The 19,981-nt window shown below is 67.4% G+C and carries 15 protein-coding genes; 5 read left to right on the top strand and 10 right to left on the bottom strand.

From position 1 onward, the window contains the following. Positions 1 to 6 precede the first annotated feature (6 nt). The 3 genes from phbB to phaC all read right to left on the bottom strand — a co-directional run bounded on the left by phbB (position 7) and on the right by phaC (position 3,847). On the bottom strand, positions 7 to 744 hold the full coding sequence (phbB, locus tag G3A44_RS13580; RefSeq protein ID WP_163458059.1) for an acetoacetyl-CoA reductase: 738 nt from the start codon (positions 742 to 744) through the stop codon (positions 7 to 9). Positions 745 to 911: 167 nt separating this feature from the next. Continuing rightward, entirely contained in the window at positions 912 to 2,090 is a 1,179-nt protein-coding gene (locus G3A44_RS13575) for an acetyl-CoA C-acetyltransferase (protein ID WP_163458058.1), read from the bottom strand. Positions 2,091 to 2,173: 83 nt separating this feature from the next. Next, a complete protein-coding gene (gene phaC, locus G3A44_RS13570; protein WP_375138661.1) occupies positions 2,174 to 3,847 on the bottom strand; it encodes a class I poly(R)-hydroxyalkanoic acid synthase in 1,674 nt (557 codons plus the stop codon). Between the two features lie 151 nt (positions 3,848 to 3,998). Between phaC and G3A44_RS13565 the strand changes: the two genes are divergently transcribed. After that, the gene (locus G3A44_RS13565; protein ID WP_163458056.1) at positions 3,999 to 4,298 is read left to right on the top strand and encodes a hypothetical protein; all 300 of its coding nucleotides are present in this window, start codon (positions 3,999 to 4,001) and stop codon (positions 4,296 to 4,298) included. Here the strand turns inward: G3A44_RS13565 and pgeF are convergent. The 3 genes from pgeF to G3A44_RS13550 form a co-directional block, all read right to left on the bottom strand. Next, entirely contained in the window at positions 4,227 to 5,033 is an 807-nt protein-coding gene (gene pgeF, locus G3A44_RS13560) for a peptidoglycan editing factor PgeF (protein ID WP_163458055.1), read from the bottom strand. The two genes, G3A44_RS13565 and pgeF, sit on opposite strands and share 72 nt — an antisense overlap. After that, on the bottom strand, positions 5,023 to 5,655 hold the full coding sequence (gene maiA / locus G3A44_RS13555) for a maleylacetoacetate isomerase (RefSeq protein ID WP_163458054.1): 633 nt from the start codon (positions 5,653 to 5,655) through the stop codon (positions 5,023 to 5,025). The genes pgeF and maiA overlap by 11 nt, the downstream gene beginning before the upstream one ends. A gap of 119 nt (positions 5,656 to 5,774) precedes the next feature. After that, a complete protein-coding gene (locus G3A44_RS13550) occupies positions 5,775 to 6,473 on the bottom strand; it encodes a fumarylacetoacetate hydrolase family protein (protein WP_163458053.1) in 699 nt (232 codons plus the stop codon). A 163-nt stretch (positions 6,474 to 6,636) separates the two neighbouring features. Between G3A44_RS13550 and G3A44_RS13545 the strand changes: the two genes are divergently transcribed. Beyond that, positions 6,637 to 7,182: an NUDIX hydrolase gene (locus G3A44_RS13545; protein ID WP_163458052.1), complete on the top strand. Its 546-nt coding sequence runs from the start codon at positions 6,637 to 6,639 to the stop codon at positions 7,180 to 7,182. A gap of 62 nt (positions 7,183 to 7,244) precedes the next feature. Here the strand turns inward: G3A44_RS13545 and G3A44_RS13540 are convergent, their stop codons facing one another. From G3A44_RS13540 to aceE, 4 genes are all read right to left on the bottom strand, one after another. After that, positions 7,245 to 9,110 carry an EAL domain-containing protein gene (locus tag G3A44_RS13540; protein ID WP_163458051.1) on the bottom strand — a complete coding sequence of 622 codons (1,866 nt, stop codon included), beginning with the start codon at positions 9,108 to 9,110 and terminating at the stop codon, positions 7,245 to 7,247. Positions 9,111 to 9,359: 249 nt separating this feature from the next. Then, positions 9,360 to 11,189 carry a dihydrolipoyl dehydrogenase gene (gene lpdA / locus G3A44_RS13535; RefSeq protein ID WP_163458050.1) on the bottom strand — a complete coding sequence of 610 codons (1,830 nt, stop codon included), beginning with the start codon at positions 11,187 to 11,189 and terminating at the stop codon, positions 9,360 to 9,362. 16 nt (positions 11,190 to 11,205) lie between these two features. Further along, the gene (gene aceF, locus G3A44_RS13530; RefSeq protein WP_163458049.1) at positions 11,206 to 12,861 is read right to left on the bottom strand and encodes a dihydrolipoyllysine-residue acetyltransferase; all 1,656 of its coding nucleotides are present in this window, start codon (positions 12,859 to 12,861) and stop codon (positions 11,206 to 11,208) included. 95 nt (positions 12,862 to 12,956) lie between these two features. Next, complete coding sequence (gene aceE, locus G3A44_RS13525) at positions 12,957 to 15,662, bottom strand: pyruvate dehydrogenase (acetyl-transferring), homodimeric type (RefSeq protein WP_163458048.1); 2,706 nt, start codon at positions 15,660 to 15,662, stop codon at positions 12,957 to 12,959. Between the two features lie 173 nt (positions 15,663 to 15,835). Between aceE and G3A44_RS13520 the strand changes: the two genes are divergently transcribed. The 3 genes from G3A44_RS13520 to folD all read left to right on the top strand — a co-directional run bounded on the left by G3A44_RS13520 (position 15,836) and on the right by folD (position 19,955). After that, a complete protein-coding gene (locus G3A44_RS13520; protein ID WP_163458047.1) occupies positions 15,836 to 18,400 on the top strand; it encodes a PAS domain-containing sensor histidine kinase in 2,565 nt (854 codons plus the stop codon). Further along, entirely contained in the window at positions 18,397 to 19,023 is a 627-nt protein-coding gene (locus tag G3A44_RS13515; RefSeq protein ID WP_163458046.1) for a response regulator transcription factor, read from the top strand. Before G3A44_RS13520 ends, G3A44_RS13515 begins: the two co-directional genes overlap by 4 nt. Positions 19,024 to 19,100: 77 nt before the next feature. Beyond that, the gene (folD, locus tag G3A44_RS13510; protein WP_163458045.1) at positions 19,101 to 19,955 is read left to right on the top strand and encodes a bifunctional methylenetetrahydrofolate dehydrogenase/methenyltetrahydrofolate cyclohydrolase FolD; all 855 of its coding nucleotides are present in this window, start codon (positions 19,101 to 19,103) and stop codon (positions 19,953 to 19,955) included. Positions 19,956 to 19,981 lie beyond the last annotated feature (26 nt).

Below are 19,981 nucleotides of genomic sequence, written 5' to 3'. Positions count from 1 at the left end.
AGGGCCTCAGCCCATGTGCAGGCCGCCGTTGCAGGAGAAGTTGGCGCCGGTGGTGAAACCGGAATCTTCACCGGCCAGCCAGCCGACGATGGAGCCGATCTCCTCCGGCGTGCCCAGGCGCTTGACCGGGATGGTGGCCACGATCTTCTCCAGGATCTCCGGCTTGATGGCGCGGACCATGTCGGTGCCGATGTAGCCCGGGCTCACGGTGTTGACCGTCACGCCCTTGCTGGCCAGCTCCTGGGCCAGGGCCATGGCAAAGCCGTGCATGCCGGCCTTGGCGGCCGAATAGTTGGTCTGGCCGGCCTGACCCTTCTCACCGTTGACCGACGAGATCTGGATGATGCGACCGAAGCCCCGCTCGGCCATGTCACCGACCACCTGCTTGGTGACGTTGAACATAGACGTCAGGTTGGTGGAGATCACCGCATCCCAGTCTTCCTTGGTCATCTTCAGGAACATGCGGTCCTTGGTGATGCCCGCGTTGTTCACCAGCACGTCAATCGGGCCATGCTCGGCCTTGGCCTTGGCAAAGGCCTCAACGGTGGAGTCCCAATCGGCCACATTGCCGACCGAGGCGTGGAAGCTGTAGCCCAGGGCCTTCTGCTCGTCCAGCCACTTCTGGAAGTCGCGGCTGGGGCCGCAGCCGGCGATGACCTTGAAGCCGTCCTTGTGCAGGCGCTGGCAGATGGCGGTACCGATGCCACCCATGCCGCCGGTGACGTAAGCAACTTTCTGGCTCATGGAATTGTTCTCCTCAAGTTCCATCGATGAAGTCATATGACCTGCTCATCATCAGGCTGGTGACCCCGGCCAACGCGACGGGCTAACCCTGCCGCGTTGCCCGCGGGCCACACTGGGGTTGAACCGGGCTTGGCGCCCGGCCCATGGGACGAAGGTTCGACGCGTGATCAGCGTTCGACGGTCAGGGCCACGCCCATGCCACCGCCGATGCACAGCGAGGCGATGCCCTTCTTGGCGTCGCGGCGCTGCATCTCGTGCAGCAGGGTCACCAGGATGCGGCAGCCGGAGGCACCGATCGGGTGGCCAATGGCAATGGCGCCCCCGTTGACGTTGACCTTGCTGGTGTCCCAGCCCATCTCCTTGTGCACGGCACAGGCCTGGGCGGCAAAGGCTTCGTTGATTTCCAGCAGGTCCAGGTCGGCGGCGGCCCAGCCGGCACGCTCCAGCGCCTTGCGGGCGGCGGGCACCGGGCCCATGCCCATGATGGACGGGTCCAGACCGGCGCTGGCGTAGCTGGCGATGCGGGCCAGGGGCTTGAGGCCCAGGGCCGCCGCCTTGGCGGCACTCATCACCATCACGGCGGCGGCACCGTCGTTGATGCCCGAGGCATTGCCGGCGGTGACCGAGCCGGCCTTGTCGAAGGCCGGACGCAGGCCGGCCAGGGCGTCGAGGTTGGTCTTGCGGTTGAGGAACTCGTCGGTGTTAAACACCAGCGCGTCGCCCTTCTTCTGCGGGATCACCACATCGACGATTTCGTCCTTGAACTTGCCGGCGTCCTGGGCAGCCGCGGCCTTCTGCTGCGAGGCCAGGGCCAGGGCGTCCTGGTCGGCACGGCTGATGCCGTACTGCTTGGCCACGTTCTCGGCGGTGATGCCCATGTGGTACTGGTTGTACACATCCCACAGGCCGTCGTTGATCATGGTGTCGACCAGCTTCCAGTCGCCCATGCGGGCGCCGTTGCGGCTGTTGGGCAGCACATGCGGGGAGGCGCTCATGTTCTCCTGGCCGCCGGCGATGACAATCTCGGAGTCGCCGTCGCGGATGGCCTGGGCAGCCAGCATCACGGCCTTCAGGCCCGAACCGCAGACCTTGTTGATGGTCATGGCCGGCACACCGGCGGGCAGGCCGGCCTTGATGACCGACTGGCGGGCAGGGTTCTGGCCAGAGCCGGCGGTCAGCACCTGGCCCAGGATGACCTCGCCGATCTGCTCACCCGACAGGCCGGTTTGGGCCATCAGGCCCTTGATGACGGTGGCGCCGAGCTCAGGGGCGGCCACACCGGCCAGAGAACCACCAAACTTGCCCACGGCGGTGCGGGCGGCGGCGACGATGACGATGTCGGTCATGAAATGAAGTCTCCTGTGCGAGGGCTGTGATGACGCCGGCACCGCCTCGTGGAGCGCCGGCCTGTTGGCAAAGGCGTTGAGGCTCAGGCCTTCTGCTTGACGTAGCGGCCCGGGGCCGGCTCGATGGCCGGATGCTGGCGGCTGCCGGGGGACTTGGGCGCGGTCACCTGACGGCCGGCATGGCCCTTGAGCCAGTCCGCCCAATCGGTCCACCAGCTGCCCGGCTTCTCGGTGGCGCCCGTCAGCCATTCGTCGGCGGTGGCGGGCAGCTGCTCGTTGACCCAATGGCTGCGCTTGCCGGCCTTGGGCGGGTTGATCACGCCGGCGATGTGGCCCGACGCCCCCAGCATGAACCGCTTGGGGCCCTTGAAGATGCGGGTGGACGCATAGGCTCCCTGCCACGGCACGATGTGGTCCTCGCGCGAGGCGTAGAGGTAAACCGGCGCCTCGATGCGCGAGAGGTCGAGCTTCTCGCCGCAGACGGTGAGCTTGCCCGGGACCTTGAGGTTGTTCTCCAGATAGGTGTTGCGCAGGTACCAGCAGTACATGGGACCCGGCAGGTTGGTGGAGTCCCCGTTCCAGTACAACAGGTCGAAAGGTGGCGGCGCCTCGCCCTTGAGGTAGTTGCCCACCACGTAGTTCCAGACCAGATCGTTCGGCCGCAGGAAGCTGAAGGTGGTGGCCAGCTCCTGGCCCTTGAGCATGCCGGGGCCACCGGGGGCCTGCGCACCGATGGTCATCTCGCGCACCTGGACCATGGTCTCGTCCACGAAGATGTCCAGGATGCCGGTGTCGGCGAAATCGACAAAGGTGGTCAGCAGCGTGACCGATGCGGCCGGCTGCTGGCCGCGCGCGGCCAGCACGCCCAGGGCGGTCGACAACAGGGTGCCACCCACGCAGAAGCCCAGGGTGTTGATCGTCTTGGCGCCGGCAATCTCCTGCACCACCCGGATGGCCTCGATCGGCCCCTGCTCGATGTAGTCGTCCCAGGTCTTGGCGACCAGGCTGTCGTCCGGATTGCGCCAGCTCACCACAAACATGCGGTGGCCTTGCTCCACGCAATAGCGGATGAGCGAGTTGCCCGGCTGCAGGTCCAGGATGTAGTACTTGTTGATGCAAGGCGGCACGAAGAGCATGGGCCGCTCGTGGACCTTGTCGGTCAGCGGCTTGTACTCGATGAGCTGGAACAGCTCGTTCTCGTGGACCACGGTGCCTTCGGTGGTGGCCACATTGCGACCCACCTCGAAGACGCTCTCGTCGGTCTGGGAGACATGGCCCTGCTGCAGGTCATGCATCAGCAGTTTCATGCCCTGCGCCAGGCTCTCGCCCTTGGTCTCCAACGCTTTGCGCTGGGCTTCCGGGTTGAGGGCCAGGAAGTTGCTGGGGCTCACTGCATCGACCCACTGCTGCACCGCAAAGCGCACCCGGGCCTTGGTCTTGGCATCACCCTGCACCGCCTCAGCCAACTGCATCAGCGTGCGGGCGTTGAGCAGATACATCTGCGCGGTGTAGACCGACTGCGGCTGGGCCAGCCAGTCCTTGCCTGCAAAACGCCGATCTCCGATCTTGGCGCCCTCGCCCGCGGTGGCGCCCTGCAGGGCGTCGTTCCAGATGCGCGTGGCCTCCTTGAGGTACTCCCCCTGCACCGCCGCCAGGGCGTTCTGCGGCACGTTCAGGCCGGAGAGGGACTTCAGGATGTCGCTCACGGCAGTGCCGAAAGCCTCGGCCTGGCCAAAAGGCGGCAGGGATTGGTTCATCATGTGGGCTGTCTCCTCAGGACGTCCTGGCCAGCGGGGCCAGGGCTGCGGCCGGCCAGCCGGCCGGATGCCTCGGGTTTGTATGTGGGTTAGCTTACCCGATGATGACTAATTTTTTCGTTAAGTGATATCAGATCTCATCATATAAAACATGCACGTCGTCCCTATCGCCTGGATGTTTGTCGTGGTGCTGATGACCGCGGCCGAGGCCACGTCCCCGCAGGGCACCCTGCTGGGGGCCCTGATCACCTTCTTGTTCTACGGGCTGCTGCCGCTGGCGGTGGTCATGTACATCCTGGGCACCCCGGCTCGGCGACGCGCCCGGGCCCGCGCCGCGCGGGCCGAGCAGGCCGCCGCCACGCCCACCGCCCCGTCGCCATCAGGCGCGCCGCCAGATGGCCGCGGCCTGCCGCCCGGTGACACGATCGCGCCGGAACGAAAAGAACCTTGAAGGGTGGCTCAGCGTGCACCACTGCCCGCCGCCCAGCCCTACCACCCCCACACCCGCCAGGCGCCAGCGCGCCAGTGCCGGCAGGTCTGCCCACCATTTGCCCGGCTGCCGTCCCGGTGCGAAGCAGGCCGCCGGCGCCGCGGCAAAGGCCTCGCGCACGTCCTCACCCACCTCAAAAGCCTGAGGCCCAATGCAGGCGCCCAGCCAGCCCTGTACCTCGGCACCCGGGTGGCCCGCCAGCTGGCGAAGGGCCTCGACAGTGGCCTCCAGCACGCCGCCCGCCAAGCCGCGCCAGCCCGCATGCGCGGCCCCCACCACCCGACCGTCGGCCGTCCACAACAGCACGGGCAGGCAGTCGGCCACCAAGGCCAGGCAGGCCACGCCGGGCTGATCGGTCACGCAGGCATCGGCGCGCTGTCCCTGCGCGGCGTCGACGTCCTCGGTCCGGCGTACCACCACCACCTCCCGGCCATGGACCTGGTCCAGCCAGACCGGACGCGCGCCCTGCAGCGCCGAGACAAAGCGCGCCTGATTGCGGCGCACATCGGCAGCGACGTCCAGGCCTGTGCCCGGCAACTCGGGCGGTCGCAGGTTCAGACCCGCCCAGGGCCCCTGGCTCACGCCGCCAGCCCGGGTGCTCATCACAGCGCCGATGCCTGGCGGCAGCCCCTCGGGCTGCAGCCAATCCGGGTGGGCACAGGCCTGGCCGTCGGCGGGGAGGTGGTCACTCGGCATCCGGGCACTTCTCCGGTCGGGTGGAATCGAAGGCCGGCAAGGCCATGCAGGCGTCAAAGACCCGCATCACCTGGGGCACATGGTCCAGCCGGCACTGAAAACGCTGGGCGTTGAAGATCTGGGGCACCAGCAGGCAATCGGCCATCGTGGGCCGCTCACCATGGCAGAAGGTCGACGGCTGCGCCGCCAGCTGGCGCTCCACCACCTCCAGCCCCGTCTCCACCCAGTGGCGATACCAGCGGTTCTTGGCCTCGTCGTCCACCCCCATGGGGCCCACCAGGTAGCGCAGCACGCGCAGGTTGTTGAGCGGATGGATCTCGCAGGCAATATCGAGCGCCAACGCACGCACGCGGGCCCGGCCCAGCGGATCGGCCGGCAGCAGCGGCGGCTCAGGATGGATCTCGTCGAGGTACTCCAGAATGGCCAGGGACTGGTGGACGCTGGCCTCCCCGTCCTGCAGCAGCGGCACCAGACGGGCAGGAGAAACGCTGCCGTAGCGCTCGGTGAGCTGCTCATTGCGGGCCAGGTGAACCGGCACGTAGTCGTAGGACAAGCCCTTGAGCGCCAGGGCGATGCGCACGCGGTAGGAGGCCGAGGAGCGGAAATAGTTGTAAAGCTGCATGTGTAGGGTGCCGGGGCGCCTGTACGGCGCCGGGCGGCAGGATGTCGGTTCGGTCGGTGGGTTCACCCGCACGCCGTGAGAGATGCGGACTCGGGTGTGAGGAATGGCAGCGGGCGGCTTCAGCCTGCCGGATCGATATCCAGCAGCAGCTCGCCCAGCCCCTCAATGGTGGCCGTGATCCGGTCACCCGGCACCACCGGCCCCACACCGGCCGGGGTCCCGGTGTAGATCAGGTCGCCGGGCGCCAAGGTCCAGCCGCGGCTGAGCTCGGCGATGGTCTCGGCCACGTTCCAGATCAGGTCGGACAGCTTGCCCGTCTGGCGCCGCTGTCCGTTGACGTCCAGCGTGATGGCCTGACCGGCCGGCGCAAAGTCGGTGGCCGGCACCAGCGGCCCCAAGGGCGCGGAGGCCTCGAAGGCCTTGCCAATGGCCCAAGGCCGCCCTTGCTTCTTCATGTCGTTCTGCAGATCGCGCCGGGTCATGTCCAGACCCACCGCATAGCCCCAGACCAGGTCCAGCGCCCGGGCCACGGGGATGTCACGGCCGCCCTGCCCCAACGCCACCACCAGCTCCACCTCGTGGTGGAGGTTGCGGGTGAGCCCCGGATAGGCCATGCGACCGGCGGCACCGGCCGCCACCGGCACCACGCAGTCGGCCGGCTTGAGGAAGAAGAACGGCGGCTCACGACCCGTGGCCCCCATCTCCACCGCATGCTCGGCGTAATTGCGTCCCACGCAGTAGACGCGGTGGACGGGAAAGCCGCGGCCATCGGCAGTGGGCACGACAACGGCGGGCGCAGGGGCGAAGACGGGAATCATGGTCTGTCGTTTCCAGAAGAAGATCTTGCCGAACCCGACCGTCAGCCCCCGCAGGGGGCCAGACGCCGGCGCTTGGCGGGAGTCTGATCCGGCCCATGATGCCACGCCGCCCGTGCCTGCCGTCCCCGGTATGCACCCGGACCAGTGGCTACACTTGCGCCCCATGCTGGACGACCGCACCATCCATTTCTGCCGCGCCTGTGGCACGGCGGTCCGCCACGAGATCCCGCCAGAGGACAACCGTCCCCGGGCGATGTGCCCGGCCTGCGGCACGATCCATTATGTGAACCCGCTCAACGTGGTGGGCACCCTGCCGGTGTGGGGCGATCAGGTGCTGCTGTGCAGGCGCAATATTGAGCCGCGCAAGGGGCTGTGGACCCTGCCGGCCGGCTTCATGGAATTGGGTGAGACCACCGCCGAAGGCGCGCTGCGAGAGACCGAGGAAGAAGCGGGCGCCCATGTGGCGCTGGAGGGCCTGTTGACCGTGCTGAACGTCGCACGGGTCGGCCAGGTGCACTTCTTCTACCGCGCCCGCATGCTGGACACCCACCTGGCACCCGGCCCGGAGACGCAGGAGGCCCGCCTGTTCAGCGAGGCCGAGATCCCCTGGGAGGAGCTGGCCTTCCGGACCGTGCGCGAGACGCTGCAGCACTATTTCCGGGTGCGCGGCCAAGGCGACACCGGCGTGCACTGCATCGACATCGCCTGACCCGCTGGCCTGGCCTCCAAGGCGCGCGCACAGGCGCCTGAGATCACGCCATCGGTGCAGGATCAAGCCGCGGTGACCAGCGGCCCGGTGATGCCATCCACCCCGCAGCGCCAGAGCGCGTCGGCGTCGGCCTGGGTGACCACGCCTTCGGCGTAAACCTTGACGCCAATGCCGCGCAGCATGTGAACCACACCATCCATGTGCTGGAGGCCGGCATGGTTGGCGGCCACCCCCTCGGTCAGGCTGGCGTCGAGCTTGACGAAATCGAGCCCCGTCTCCAGCAACTCCGCCACATGCTCCAGGTCCTCGCCGGCGTGCTCCAGGCCCACCAGTGCGCCATGGGTGTGGGCCAGGGCCACCAGCTCGCGCAGCGGCGTCAGGTGGCGGTAGGCACCGGCCTCGGGCAGTTCCAGCCACAGGCCCGGGGCGGCATCGGCATGGGCCTGCAGCAGGGCCCGCAGACCTGGGAGCAAGGCGCTGTTGTGCAGCGAGGCGATGGAGACGTTGACCGCGCGAGGATGGCCGTCGCGGGCGATGGCTTGCAGCGCCAGCTCGGCCACCGACAAATCGATGGGGCCGGTCAGGCCGGCGCGCCGGGCGCGCGGCAGCCATTCGGCTGCCGGCACCAATGGACCGCCTGGCTCCAGCTCCAGCCGCAGGGGACATTCCCAGTGGACGATCTGGCCCGCCGCATCCACCACGGGATAGCGCACCAGATGGAAGCGCCGGTGCTGCAGGGCAGCTTCAAGCCGTTGAGTCCAGCTGTCCTCGCCCAGGGTCAAGCCGTCGCCGCCATCGTCCATTTCCACCGCAAACGGTGCCCTTGCCTCGGCCCGGGCCAAGGCATGATCCGCCGCGGCCAGCAGGCCGGACACCGGCGCGCCATGCCACCAGCGCACCACGCTGACCACGGCCACGACGCCCTGGGGCTTGAGCACGGAGCGAAGGCGGGCCGAGATATCCACGGCAGGCTCGCGCAGCGCCTGCACATCGGGCAGCACCAAGGCGAAATCTGAACCGTTCAAGCGTCCGGCTTCATGACCTGGCCAGCGGGCAGCGCTCTCCAGCAGGCAGTCCGTGGTCTGGCGTAGCAAGCGGTCGGTGTTCAGGCGTCCGAGTTGACGGTTGAGGTTCTGTAGGTCACACAGGCGCACCAGTACCAAGGCACCGCCAGCGCTGCCGTCTTCGGAGCACAGCAGGCTTTTGAGCCGGCCCAGGAAGTGCGGTCGGTTGGACAGGCCGGTCAGCCCATCGCAATGGGCCAGGCGACGCAGGCTGTCGACCTGGGCGGTCTGCTCCTCGAACATGGTCTTCAGGCGCTCGACCATGCTGTTCATGGCGCGCGACATCTCGCGCCATTCCGGCAGGTTGGGCTCGGGGGCGAGGGTGAAACGCCGCTCCATCAGGGCCTGCGCCTGGTTGAGGATGCTTTGCAAGGGTCCACGGATGCGGGCCACCCACGCCCAGGTGAGCCAGGCCGAAAGCGCGCAGAACAGTGCCCAGCCCCCCGCCAGCGCACCGGCAAGCGACCACAACGGCGCCTGTGCGGTGGCGGTGTCCACCAGCACCTGCAAGCGCGCGGGCTGGCCCTGCCAGCGCACCGGCGCCTCCTGCAGGCGCGGGCCCCAGGCCAGGGCAGCGCTGAACCAGACAGGCACGGCCGGACCGGCTTCGGCGGGCTGTCCACCCAGCACCTGCCCCCGCTCGCCCACCACCCGCCAGCCCATGCCCTTCGCCGGCATCTCCAGCGCCAGCGGGGTACCGCTGGCTGCCTGCTGCTGCAGCAGGGCCAGGTGGGCGCGGGCCAGCACATCGGCCGCGTCTAGCGCCTGCAGGTTGGCCCGCCACAGGGTAACCCCGGCGGTGCCCAGGCCCAGCAGCAGGCAGGACAACGCCCAGAGCAGCCAAATGCGACGAATCAGACCCATGAAACCTCCTTGCAGCAGACCACGCCGGGCCGCGTGACCCGCCCGGCAGGTTAACCCAAGGCGCCCGCCGGTCAGCCGGGCCACCGGGACAGGCGTGCAGCCTGACGCCCCCAGTCCGTCGGCCGGGCGGCCGCCCCCGGCCTGGCCCCAAACAAAACGCCCCGGACAAGCCGGGGCGTGCAGTGCCCGCCCCACAGGGCGCGCGCGGGGTGTCAAGGCCTGGTGGCAGGCCATAACACCCCGATCCGCTTACTTCTTGCTGGGCGGCAGGTCCGTGCAGGAGCCATGCGCCACCTCAGCCGCCATGCCAATGCTCTCGCCCAGCGTGGGGTGCGGGTGGATGGTCTTGCCGATGTCCACCGCGTCAGCGCCCATCTCGATGGCCAGGGCGATCTCGCCGATCATGTCGCCGGCGTGGGTGCCCACGATGCCGCCGCCCAGGATCTTGCCGTGGCCGTGGGCCTCGGGCGAGTCGTCGAACAGCAGCTTGGTGAAGCCCTCGTCGCGACCATTGGCGATGGCGCGGCCGGAGGCCGTCCAGGGGAACAGGCCCTTCTTGACCTTGATGCCCTGCGCCTTGGCTTGGTCTTCGGTGAGGCCGACCCAGGCCACTTCGGGGTCGGTGTAGGCCACGCTGGGGATCACGCGGGCGTCGAACTGCGCCTTGGCCAGCTCAGCATTGCCCTTGAGCTCGCCAGCGATGACCTCGGCCGCCACGTGCGCCTCATGCACCGCCTTGTGCGCCAGCATGGGCTGGCCCACCAGGTCGCCGATGGCGAAGATGTGCGGCACGTTGGTGCGCATCTGCACGTCCACCGGGATGAAGCCGCGGTCGGTCACGGCCACGCCGGCCTTGTCCGCACCGATCTTGCCGCCGTTGGGCGTGCGGCCCACGGCCTGCAGCACCAGGTCGTACACGCCTTCGCTCTTGGTACCGTCCAGGCCCTCGAACTGCACCTTGATGCCCTCGGGCGTGGCTTCGGCGCCCACCGTCTTGGTCTTCAACATGATGTTGTCGAAGCGCGGGGCGTTCATCTTCTGCCACACCTTGACCAGGTCGCGGTCAGCGCCCTGCATCAGGCCGTCCATCATTTCCACCACGTCCAGGCGGGCGCCCAGGGTGCTGTAGACGGTGCCCATCTCCAGGCCGATGATGCCGCCGCCCACGATGAGCATCTTCTTGGGCACGGCCTTCAGCGCCAGTGCGCCGGTGCTGTCGACGATGCGCTCATCCTTCGGGAAGAAGGGCAGACGCACGGCCTGCGAGCCCGCCGCGATGATGCAGCGCTGGAACTTCACCACCTTGGTGGTGCCGGTCTGGTCCTGGCCGGTGCCGCTGGTCTCCTGCACCTGCAGGTGGTAGGGGTCCAGGAAGGTGCCCAGGCCGCGCACGGTGGTGACCTTGCGCATCTTGGCCATGGCGGCCAAGCCGCCGGTCAGCTTGCCGATGACCTTTTCCTTGTGGCCACGCAGCTTGTCGATGCTGATGGTGGGTGCGCCGAATTCGACGCCCAGATCACCCAGGTGCGAGACCTCGTCCATCACCGCCGCCACGTGCAGCAGCGCCTTGGACGGGATGCAGCCCACGTTCAGGCACACGCCGCCCAGGGTGGCGTAGCGCTCGACGATGACGGTCTTCAGACCCAGGTCGGCGGCGCGGAAGGCGGCGGAGTAGCCGCCGGGGCCGGCGCCCAGCACCAGCACCTCGCACTCCACGTCCACCGGGCCGCTGTAGCTGCCGGCCGGGCCGGCCACGGCCACCACGGGGGCGGCGGCGGGCGCGGCCACCGGGGCGGCGGCAGGTGTGGCGGCCGGCGCTGCCGCCGGTGCGGCACCGGCGCCCTCGCCTTCCAGCACCAGGATCAGGCTGCCCTGATTGACCTTGTCGCCCAGGGCGACCTTGAGCTCCTTGACCACGCCAGCGGCCGAGGACGGGATCTCCATGGAGGCCTTGTCGCTCTCCACGGTGATCAGGCTCTGCTCCACCTTCACGGTGTCGCCGGCCTTGACCAGGATCTCGATGATGCCCACGTCCTTGAAGTCGCCGATGTCCGGCACCTTCACTTCGATGATTGCCATGTCGTGTGCCTCCCGCTTACAACACGATGCGGCGGAAGTCCGCCAGCAGCGATGCGAAGTAGACGTTGAAGCGCGCGGCGGCGGCACCGTCGATGACGCGGTGGTCCCACGACAGCGACAGCGGCAGCATCAGGCGCGGCTGGAACTGCTTGCCGTCCCACTTCGGCTCGATCTGGCTCTTGCACACGCCCATGATCGCGACTTCCGGCGCGTTGATGATGGGGGTGAAGTAGCGGCCGCCGATGCCTCCCAGCGAGCTGATGCTGAAGCAGCCGCCGGTCATGTCGGCCGGGCCGAGCTTGCCGTCGCGGGCCTTCTTGGCCAGGGCCGACATCTCGGCGCTGATCTCGAAGATGCCCTTCTTGTCGCAGTCGCGGATGACCGGCACCACCAGGCCGTTGGGCGTGTCCGCCGCAAAGCCGATGTGGTAGTAGCCCTTCTGGACGATCTGGTCGCCGTCGAGCGAGGCGTTGAACTCGGGGAACTTCTTTAGGGCGGCCACGGCCGCCTTGATCATGAAGGCCAGCATCGTCACCTTGACGCCGGACTTCTCGTTCTCCTTGTTCAGCTGCACACGGAAGGCCTCCAGCTCGGTGATGTCCGCGTCGTCATGGTTGGTGACGTGCGGGATGACCACCCAGTTGCGGTGCAGGTTGGCGCCCGAGATCTTCTTGATGCGCGAGAGGTCCTTGCGCTCGACCGGGCCGAACTTGGCGAAGTCGACCTGCGGCCAGGGCAGCAGGCCGGGGAAGGCGCCACCGGCGGCGGCCGGGGCGGCGGCCGGGGCCTTGGCCTTCTGGGCGGCGGTCTGCACGTCGCCGGCCATCACGCCCTTGACGAAGCCCTGCACGTCGTTCTGGGTGATGCGACCCTTCAGGCCGGAACCCTTGACCTCGGCCAGCGGCACGCCCAGCTCGCGCGCCAGCTTGCGGATGCTGGGCGAGGCGTGCGGCAGACCCAGCACGGGAGCGCCCGGGTTGTGGGCCGGCGCGGCCACAGCCACTGCGGCAGCGGCCACCGGGGCCGGCGCGCTGACAGCCGCCGGCACGGGGGCCGCTGCCACCGGGGCGGCAGCGGTCGCTGCAGCAGGGGCGGTGCCCACGCCTTCGATCACTGCGATCAACGAGCCGATGTTGACCTTGTCACCCAGGGCGACCTTGAGTTCCTTGACCACGCCGGCATGCGACGAGGGGATCTCCATCGAGGCCTTGTCGGACTCCACGGTGATCAGGCTTTGTTCCACCTTCACGGTGTCGCCCACCTTGACCAGCAACTCAATGACGGCCACGTCCTTGAAGTCGCCAATGTCGGGCACCAGCACCTCGATGCGGCCGGCCGGAGCGGCAGCCACCGGGGCGGGGGCTGCCGCCGCCACGGGAGCCGGAGCTGCCGCAGGTGCGGGTGCGGGTGCGGGTGCGGTCGCAGCGGCATCGCCGGCCACTTCCAGCATCAACAGCAGCGAGCCTTCGCTCACCTTGTCGCCCAGCGCCACCTTGAGTTCCTTGACCACGCCAGCGTGGCTGCACGGGATCTCCATGGAGGCCTTGTCGCTCTCCACGGTGATCAGGCTCTGCTCGGCCTTGACGGTGTCACCCACCTTGACCAGCAGTTCGATGATGGCGACTTCCTTGAAGTCCCCGATGTCGGGGACTTTGACTTCAACCAATGCCATGTTGTGTGTCTCCAGTCGTGGAGCGGGTGCCGAAAGGCTCGGCCGCACACCGCCGTTGGGCAGCGCAGCGGCCGGGCCGGTTCGGCCCTCCCGCATCAGGCGTACAGCGGGTTGATCTTGTCGGTCTTCAGACCGTACTTGGCGATGGCCTCGGCCACCTTGGCCATCGGCACCGTGCCTTCGTCTGCCAGCGCCTTCAGCGCGGCCACCACGACGTAGTAGCGGTTGACCTCGAAGTGCTCACGCAGCTTGCTGCGGAAGTCCGAGCGGCCGAAACCGTCGGTGCCCAGCACCTTGTAAGTCCGGCCCTTCGGGATGAAGGCGCGCACCTGCTCGGCGTAGTTCTTCATGTAGTCGGTCGAGGCGATGACCGGGCCCGGGTGGCCGTCGAGCTGCTGGGCGATGAAGGGCACACGGGCCGCTTCGGTCGGGTGCAGCAGGTTGAAGCGCTCGCAGTCCTGGCCGTCACGGGCCAGTTCGTTGAAGCTCGGGCAGCTCCAGACGTTGGCGGCAACACCCCAGTCCTCTTCCAGCAGCTTCTTGGCGGCCATGGACTCGCGCAGGATGGTGCCGGAGCCCATCAGGTTGACGCGCGGCAGGATCTTGGCGCCCTCTTCCAGCAGGTACATGCCCTTGATGATCTCTTCCTCGGTGCCCGCCTTCAGGCCGGGCATCGGGTAGTTCTCGTTGAGCAGGGTCAGGTAGAAGAAGACGTTGTCCTGCTTCTCCACCATGCGCTTGAGGCCATGGTGCAGGATCACGCCCACTTCGTGCGCGAAGGTCGGGTCGTAGGACACGCAGTTCGGAATCGTGCCGGCCAGGATGTGGCTGTGGCCGTCTTCGTGCTGCAGGCCTTCACCGTTCAGCGTGGTCCGGCCGGACGTGCCACCCAGCAGGAAGCCACGGGCCTGCATGTCACCGGCGGCCCAGGCCAGGTCGCCGATACGCTGGAAGCCGAACATCGAGTAGTACACGTAGAACGGCACCATGATGCGGTTGCTGGTGCTGTAGCTGGTGGCCGCCGCGATCCAGCTCGACATGCCGCCGGCTTCGTTGATGCCTTCCTGCAGGATCTGGCCGGCCTTGTCCTCGCGGTAATACATCACCTGGTCCTTGTCGACCGGGGTGTATTGCTGGCCCAGCGGGTTGTAGATGCCCACTTGGCGGAACAGGCCTTCCATGCCGAAGGTCCGGGCTTCGTCCACCAGGATGGGCACCACGCGCGGGCCCAGGGCCTGGTCACGCAGCAGCTGGGTCAGGAAGCGCACATAGGCCTGGGTGGTGGAGATCTCACGGCCTTCGGCGGTGGGCTCCAGCACGGCCTTGAAGTTCTCCAGCGCGGGCACGGTGAAGCTCTCCTCGGCCTTGACGCGGCGCTGCGGCAGGTAGCCGCCCAGGGCCTTGCGGCGCTCGTGCAGATACTTCATTTCCGGCGTGTCATCGGCCGGCTTGTAGAACGGGATCTTGGGCAGATCGGCGTCCGACACTGGGATGTTGAAGCGATCGCGGAAGGCCTTGATGTCCTCGTCGGTCAGCTTCTTGGTCTGGTGGACCGTGTTCTTGCCTTCACCGACCTTGCCCATGCCGAAGCCCTTGACGGTCTTGACCAGCAGCACGGTCGGCTGACCCTTGTGCTTGACGGCGCGGTCGAACGCGGCAAACACCTTCTGGGGGTCGTGGCCGCCACGCTTGAGGGCCCAGATGTCGTCGTCGGACATCTTGGACACCATCTCCAGCGTCTTGGGGTCGCGGCCGAAGAAGTTCTTGCGCACATAGGCGCCGTCATTGGCCTTGAACGACTGGTAGTCGCCGTCCAGGGTGTCCATCATCAACTTGCGCAGGGCGCCATCCTTGTCGCGCGCCAGCAGCGGATCCCAGTTGCCGCCCCACAGCAGCTTGATCACGTTCCAGCCCGCACCGCGGAATTCGCCTTCGAGCTCCTGCACGATCTTGCCGTTGCCGCGCACCGGGCCATCCAGGCGCTGCAGGTTGCAGTTGATGACGAAGATCAGGTTATCCAGGTTCTCACGGGCGGCCAGGCCGATGGCGCCCAGGCTCTCGGGCTCGTCCATCTCACCGTCGCCGCAGAACACCCACACCTTGCGGTTCTCGGTGTTGGCAATGCCACGGGCATGCAGGTACTTCAGGAAACGGGCCTGGTAGATGGCCATCAAGGGGCCCAAGCCCATCGAGACGGTCGGGAACTGCCAGAAGCCCGGCATCAGCTTGGGGTGCGGGTAGCTTGACAGGCCCTTGCCGTCGACCTCCTGGCGGAAGTTCAGCAGCTGCTCCTCGGTCAAGCGGCCTTCCAGGTAGGCGCGTGCATACACGCCAGGCGACACATGGCCCTGGAAATAGATGCAGTCGCCGCCGTGGTCAGCCCCTTCGGCATGCCAGAAGTGGTTGAAGCCGGCACCAAACATGTGGGCCAGCGAGGCGAAGGAGCCGATGTGACCGCCCAGGTCGCCGCCGTCCTCGGGGTTGTGGCGGTTGGCCTTGACCACCATCGCCATGGCGTTCCAGCGCATGTAAGCGCGCAGGCGCTCCTCGATCTCGATGTTGCCCGGGCAGCGCTCTTCCTGCTCCGGCGGAATGGTGTTGACGTAGGCGGTCGTCGCCGAGAAAGGCATGTCCACGCCGTGTTGACGGGCGTCGGACAGCAGCTTCTCCAGCAGGAAGTGGGCGCGATCCGGACCCTCGGCTTCGATGACGGCACTCAGCGCGTCAAGCCATTCGCGGGTCTCCTGCGCATCGGCATCCAGCGCCTCGGCGCGCAGCAGGTTCGGGGGGGTGGCGGACATGGAACTTGTCTCCTCAGCAGATGGGGGTCCCAGAACGGGTTTCAGGACGGCGCGCAGTGTCCCACAGCTTTTCTCGTTTTTCAAATAGCGGTCAGTCATTTCATATTATGGAATATTGCCGCCTCAAACTGTCAGCGCAAGCGCTTGCGGCCGACGCCGATAATCCACAGGCCATGAGTTCCAGCCCACTTGTCTCGCAGACCTACAGCAACCGCCTCAGCCGCCTGGCGGGTCGGTGGTGGCGCCGCCAGTCCCCTTCGCGCCAGGACCGCTTCGCCACCATCGGGCCCCTGGTGTCGGTGCTGTTGTTCCTGGCGGCCATCACCGCGGCCTTTTGGTACCTGCGCAGCGAGGAGATCGAGCGCTCCTCTGGAGCGCTGCACCGCGACACCGAGGTGGCGCAACAGCAGATCCGGCTGCACCTCATCGAGAACCAGGAGCAGCTGGTGCGCATGGCGCGTGAGGTGGTCACCCGCGACATCGACGCAGAGGCCTTCCTGGCCCAGGCGGCCAGCTTCCAGGTCGAGCGTCCCGAGGTGAGGCTCATCGCCTGGGTCAACGGCAGCCGGCGGGTGCGTGCCCTGCACGACGCCCAGAACCCCAGCGCCGAGGGCGGCGACGAGTTGGCGGGTCCCCATCCATCGCTGCCCCGCGACGGGGCCAGCACCGAGGTGGAGGAAACCTTCATGGCCACGCGGCTGGGACGTCAGCCGGTGTATTCGCCCGCCTACCGCGGACGAGATGGTGAATGGGTGTTCCAGATTCAGGTGCCTCTGCTGGACCGCGGCAACTTCAGTGGTGCCCTGCTGGTGGAATATTCGGTCGAGGCCATGCTGCGCTATCTGGTGCCCGCTGAAGTGACCCGCCGGCACGCCATCGCCGTGCTCAACGGCGACCAGACCCTGGCCGGCACGGTCACCCCCATGCCCGGCCGCGACCGGCCGGCACCGGCGCTGGTCTACGAGCTGCCGCTCACGCCCGCGGCCAACGGCCTGGTGCTCAAGGGCCAGGGCTACCGCACCTCCATTGGCCTGATCGGCAACACCCTGTTCTGGATGGTGGTGGCGCTGAGCGTGCTCACGCTGTGGATGCTGCTGGGCACCTGGCGCCACGTGCGCCGGCGCACCCAGATCCAGAACGCCCTGGTGCAGGAGACCAACTTCCGCCGGGCGATGGAGAACTCCATGCTCACCGGCATGCGCGCCATGGACATGGACGGCCGGGTCACCTACGTCAACCCGGCCTTCTGCGCCATGACCGGCTACACCGAATCCGAACTGCTCAATGGCAAGCCGCCCTTTCCCTACTGGCCGCCGGACCGCATCGAGGAGAACTCCCGACTGCTGCAACAAGAGCTGCAAGGCCGCAGCCCGGCCGGCGGCATAGAGGTCAAGGTGATGCGCAAGGATGGCTCGGTCTTTGATGCGCGGATGTACGTCTCGCCCCTGATCGACCCCAAGGGTCACCAGACCGGCTGGATGACCTCGATGACCAACATCACCGAAGCCAAGCGCATCCGCGACCAGCTCAGCGCCTCACACGAACGCTTCACCACCGTGCTGGAAGGGCTGGAGGCGGCGGTCTCGGTGCTCTCGGTGCAGCAAGGTGAGCTGCTGTTCTGCAACCGTTCCTACCGCCTGTGGTTCGGCGCCGACGCCAAGGGGCACAGCCTGCTGGCCAACACCGCGCCGCCCACCAGTGGCACGGACGCCGAGGACCCGGTGGACACGCTCTCCGGCCTGCCGACCCAGGAGCTGACCGAAGCGGGTGGCCAGACCCGTGAGGTGTATGTGGAAGCGCTGCAGATGTGGTTTGACGTTCGTGGCCGCTACCTGCAATGGACCGACGGCCGCCTGGCCCACATGATCATCGCCACCGACATCACCACCCGGCTGCAGCTCGAGGAGCAGGCCCGGCAGCAGGAGGACCGCGCCCAGGTGGCCAGCCGCCTGATCACCATGGGCGAGATGGCCTCCTCGGTCGCCCACGAGCTCAACCAGCCGCTGACCGCCATCACCAACTACTGCAACGGCATGGTCAGCCGCGTGCGGGCCGGCAGCATCGGCCAGGAAGACTTGGTGGCGGCGCTGCAGAAGACGGCCAAGCAGGCCGAGCGGGCCGGGCAGGTCATCCACCGCATCCGCAACTTCGTCAAGCGCAGCGGACCCCAGCGGCAGTCGGTGCGGGTGCAGACCATCGTCGACGACGCCCTGGAACTGGCGTCCATCGAACTCAAGCGCCGCAAGGTGGCACTGCAGAACTATGTGGCGCAGCGCCTGCCCGAGTTGCATGTCGACCCCATCCTGATTGAGCAGGTGCTGCTCAACCTGCTCAAGAACGCCGCCGAGGCGATCGACATGGCCCAGATGCCGGCCTCGCGTCGCAACATCGAACTGCGCGTGGTGCCCCGCCACACCCCGGAGGACGGTGGCGCCATCGAGTTCAGCGTCACCGACATGGGCCCCGGCATGAGCGAGGAGGCGCTGGCCCGCCTGTTCGAGGCCTTCCACTCCACCAAGGCCGAGGGCATGGGCATAGGCCTGTCGTTGTGCCGATCCATCATCGAGTCTCACCAGGGCAGGATGAAGGCCCAGAACCTCTACAATGGATCGACCGTGGTCGGGTGTCGGATGACCTTCACCCTCCCGGTGGACCTGTCCCAGCGCGCCGACGTGCCGAACGTGCCCGAAGTGCCCGATGAGGCCGCCGCGTCCAACCCCAACGCCGCATCTTCATGAGCCTGATCCCGAAGAAAGGTACGGTCTATGTCGTCGATGACGACGAGGCCGTCCGTGATTCCTTGCAATGGTTGCTCGAAGGCAAGGATTACCGTGTCAAGTGCTTCGATTCGGCCGAGTCCTTCCTCTCCCGCTTCGACCCCCGCGAGGTCGCTTGCCTGATCGCCGACATCCGCATGGACGGCATGAGCGGCTTGGAACTCCAGGACCGACTGCTGGAGCGGCGCAGCCCGCTGCCCATCGTCTTCATCACCGGCCACGGGGACGTGCCCATGGCGGTCAACACGATGAAGAAGGGCGCGATGGACTTCATCGAGAAGCCCTTCAAGGAAGAGGAGCTTCTCGGACTGGTTGAGCGCATGCTGGACCAGGCCCGCGTCGCTTTCAGCCACCACCAGGAACAAGCCAGCCGCGACGCCCTGCTCTCGCGCCTGACCACCCGGGAGGCGCAGGTGCTCGAGCGCATCGTCGCCGGCCGCCTGAACAAGCAGATTGCCGACGACCTGGGCATCAGCATCAAGACGGTGGAGGCGCACCGCGCCAACATCATGGAGAAGCTCAACGCCAACACCGTGGCCGATCTGCTCAAGATCGCCCTCGGGGCCAATGGCGCCAAGGCCTGATCGGCCGACACCTCTTCCCCTCCCCCATCCAGGCCGCTGAGTTCAGCGGCCTTCTTGCTTTCAGAAAGGCCCATTGGATGACCGCACAACTGATCGATGGCAATGCCCTGTCCCAGCAACTGCGTGGCGAGGTCGCCCGCCGCGCCGCCGACCTCACCGCCAAGGGGCGGCAGCCGGGCCTGGCTGTGATCCTGGTGGGAGAGAACCCGGCCAGCCAGGTCTATGTGCGCAACAAGGTCAAGTCCTGCGGTGACGTGGGATTCCACTCGGTGCTGGAGAAGTACGACGCCTCTCTGACCGAGGCCGAGTTGCTGGCGCGCATCGAGGCCCTGAACCAAGACCCCAGCATCCACGGCATCCTGGTGCAGCTGCCCCTGCCTGCACACATCGACGACCATAAGGTGATCGAGGCCATCTCGCCAGCCAAGGACGTTGACGGCTTCCACGTCGCCAGCGCCGGCGCCCTGATGGTGGGCGAGGTGGGCTTCAAGGCCTGCACGCCCTATGGCTGCATGAAGATGCTCGAATCCATCGGCATGGCCGATCTGCGCGGCAAGCATGCCGTGGTCATCGGCCGCTCCAACATCGTGGGCAAGCCCATGGCCATGATGCTGCTGGCAGCCAACGCCACCGTCACCGTCTGCCACAGTGGCACCGCCGACCTGGCGCACCATACCCGCCAGGCCGACGTCATCGTCGCGGCGGTGGGCAAGCGCAATGTGCTGACGGCCGACATGGTCAAGCCCGGCGCCGTGGTGATCGACGTGGGCATGAACCGCAACGATGAGGGCAAGCTCTGCGGTGACGTGGACTTCGCCGGTATCCGTGACGTGGCCGGCTGGATCACCCCGGTGCCGGGTGGCGTGGGCCCCATGACCATCACCATGCTGCTGGTCAATACCCTGGAAGCGGCCGAACGCGCCGGCCTGTGACACCATCCCGACACCCGTCCACCGAC

Origin of the sequence: Ideonella livida (assembly GCF_010499455.1) — a bacterium.
Lineage (GTDB): Bacteria > Pseudomonadota > Gammaproteobacteria > Burkholderiales > Burkholderiaceae_C > Ideonella > Ideonella livida.
Note: the sequence above shows the minus strand (reverse complement) of the source record. Positions and strands in the feature narration are given on the sequence as shown.

What these genes read in the sequence shown, in the direction of transcription:
- phbB (WP_163458059.1), bottom strand. Translation starts at nt 744, where the DNA reads ATGAGCCAGAAAGTTGCTTACGTCACCGGCGGCATGGGTGGCATCGGT.
- G3A44_RS13575 (WP_163458058.1), bottom strand. Translation starts at nt 2,090, where the DNA reads ATGACCGACATCGTCATCGTCGCCGCCGCCCGCACCGCCGTGGGCAAG.
- phaC (WP_375138661.1), bottom strand. Translation starts at nt 3,847, where the DNA reads ATGAACCAATCCCTGCCGCCTTTTGGCCAGGCCGAGGCTTTCGGCACT.
- G3A44_RS13565 (WP_163458056.1), top strand. Translation starts at nt 3,999, where the DNA reads ATGCACGTCGTCCCTATCGCCTGGATGTTTGTCGTGGTGCTGATGACC.
- pgeF (WP_163458055.1), bottom strand. Translation starts at nt 5,033, where the DNA reads ATGCCGAGTGACCACCTCCCCGCCGACGGCCAGGCCTGTGCCCACCCG.
- maiA (WP_163458054.1), bottom strand. Translation starts at nt 5,655, where the DNA reads ATGCAGCTTTACAACTATTTCCGCTCCTCGGCCTCCTACCGCGTGCGC.
- G3A44_RS13550 (WP_163458053.1), bottom strand. Translation starts at nt 6,473, where the DNA reads ATGATTCCCGTCTTCGCCCCTGCGCCCGCCGTTGTCGTGCCCACTGCC.
- G3A44_RS13545 (WP_163458052.1), top strand. Translation starts at nt 6,637, where the DNA reads ATGCTGGACGACCGCACCATCCATTTCTGCCGCGCCTGTGGCACGGCG.
- G3A44_RS13540 (WP_163458051.1), bottom strand. Translation starts at nt 9,110, where the DNA reads ATGGGTCTGATTCGTCGCATTTGGCTGCTCTGGGCGTTGTCCTGCCTG.
- lpdA (WP_163458050.1), bottom strand. Translation starts at nt 11,189, where the DNA reads ATGGCAATCATCGAAGTGAAGGTGCCGGACATCGGCGACTTCAAGGAC.
- aceF (WP_163458049.1), bottom strand. Translation starts at nt 12,861, where the DNA reads ATGGCATTGGTTGAAGTCAAAGTCCCCGACATCGGGGACTTCAAGGAA.
- aceE (WP_163458048.1), bottom strand. Translation starts at nt 15,662, where the DNA reads ATGTCCGCCACCCCCCCGAACCTGCTGCGCGCCGAGGCGCTGGATGCC.
- G3A44_RS13520 (WP_163458047.1), top strand. Translation starts at nt 15,836, where the DNA reads ATGAGTTCCAGCCCACTTGTCTCGCAGACCTACAGCAACCGCCTCAGC.
- G3A44_RS13515 (WP_163458046.1), top strand. Translation starts at nt 18,397, where the DNA reads ATGAGCCTGATCCCGAAGAAAGGTACGGTCTATGTCGTCGATGACGAC.
- folD (WP_163458045.1), top strand. Translation starts at nt 19,101, where the DNA reads ATGACCGCACAACTGATCGATGGCAATGCCCTGTCCCAGCAACTGCGT.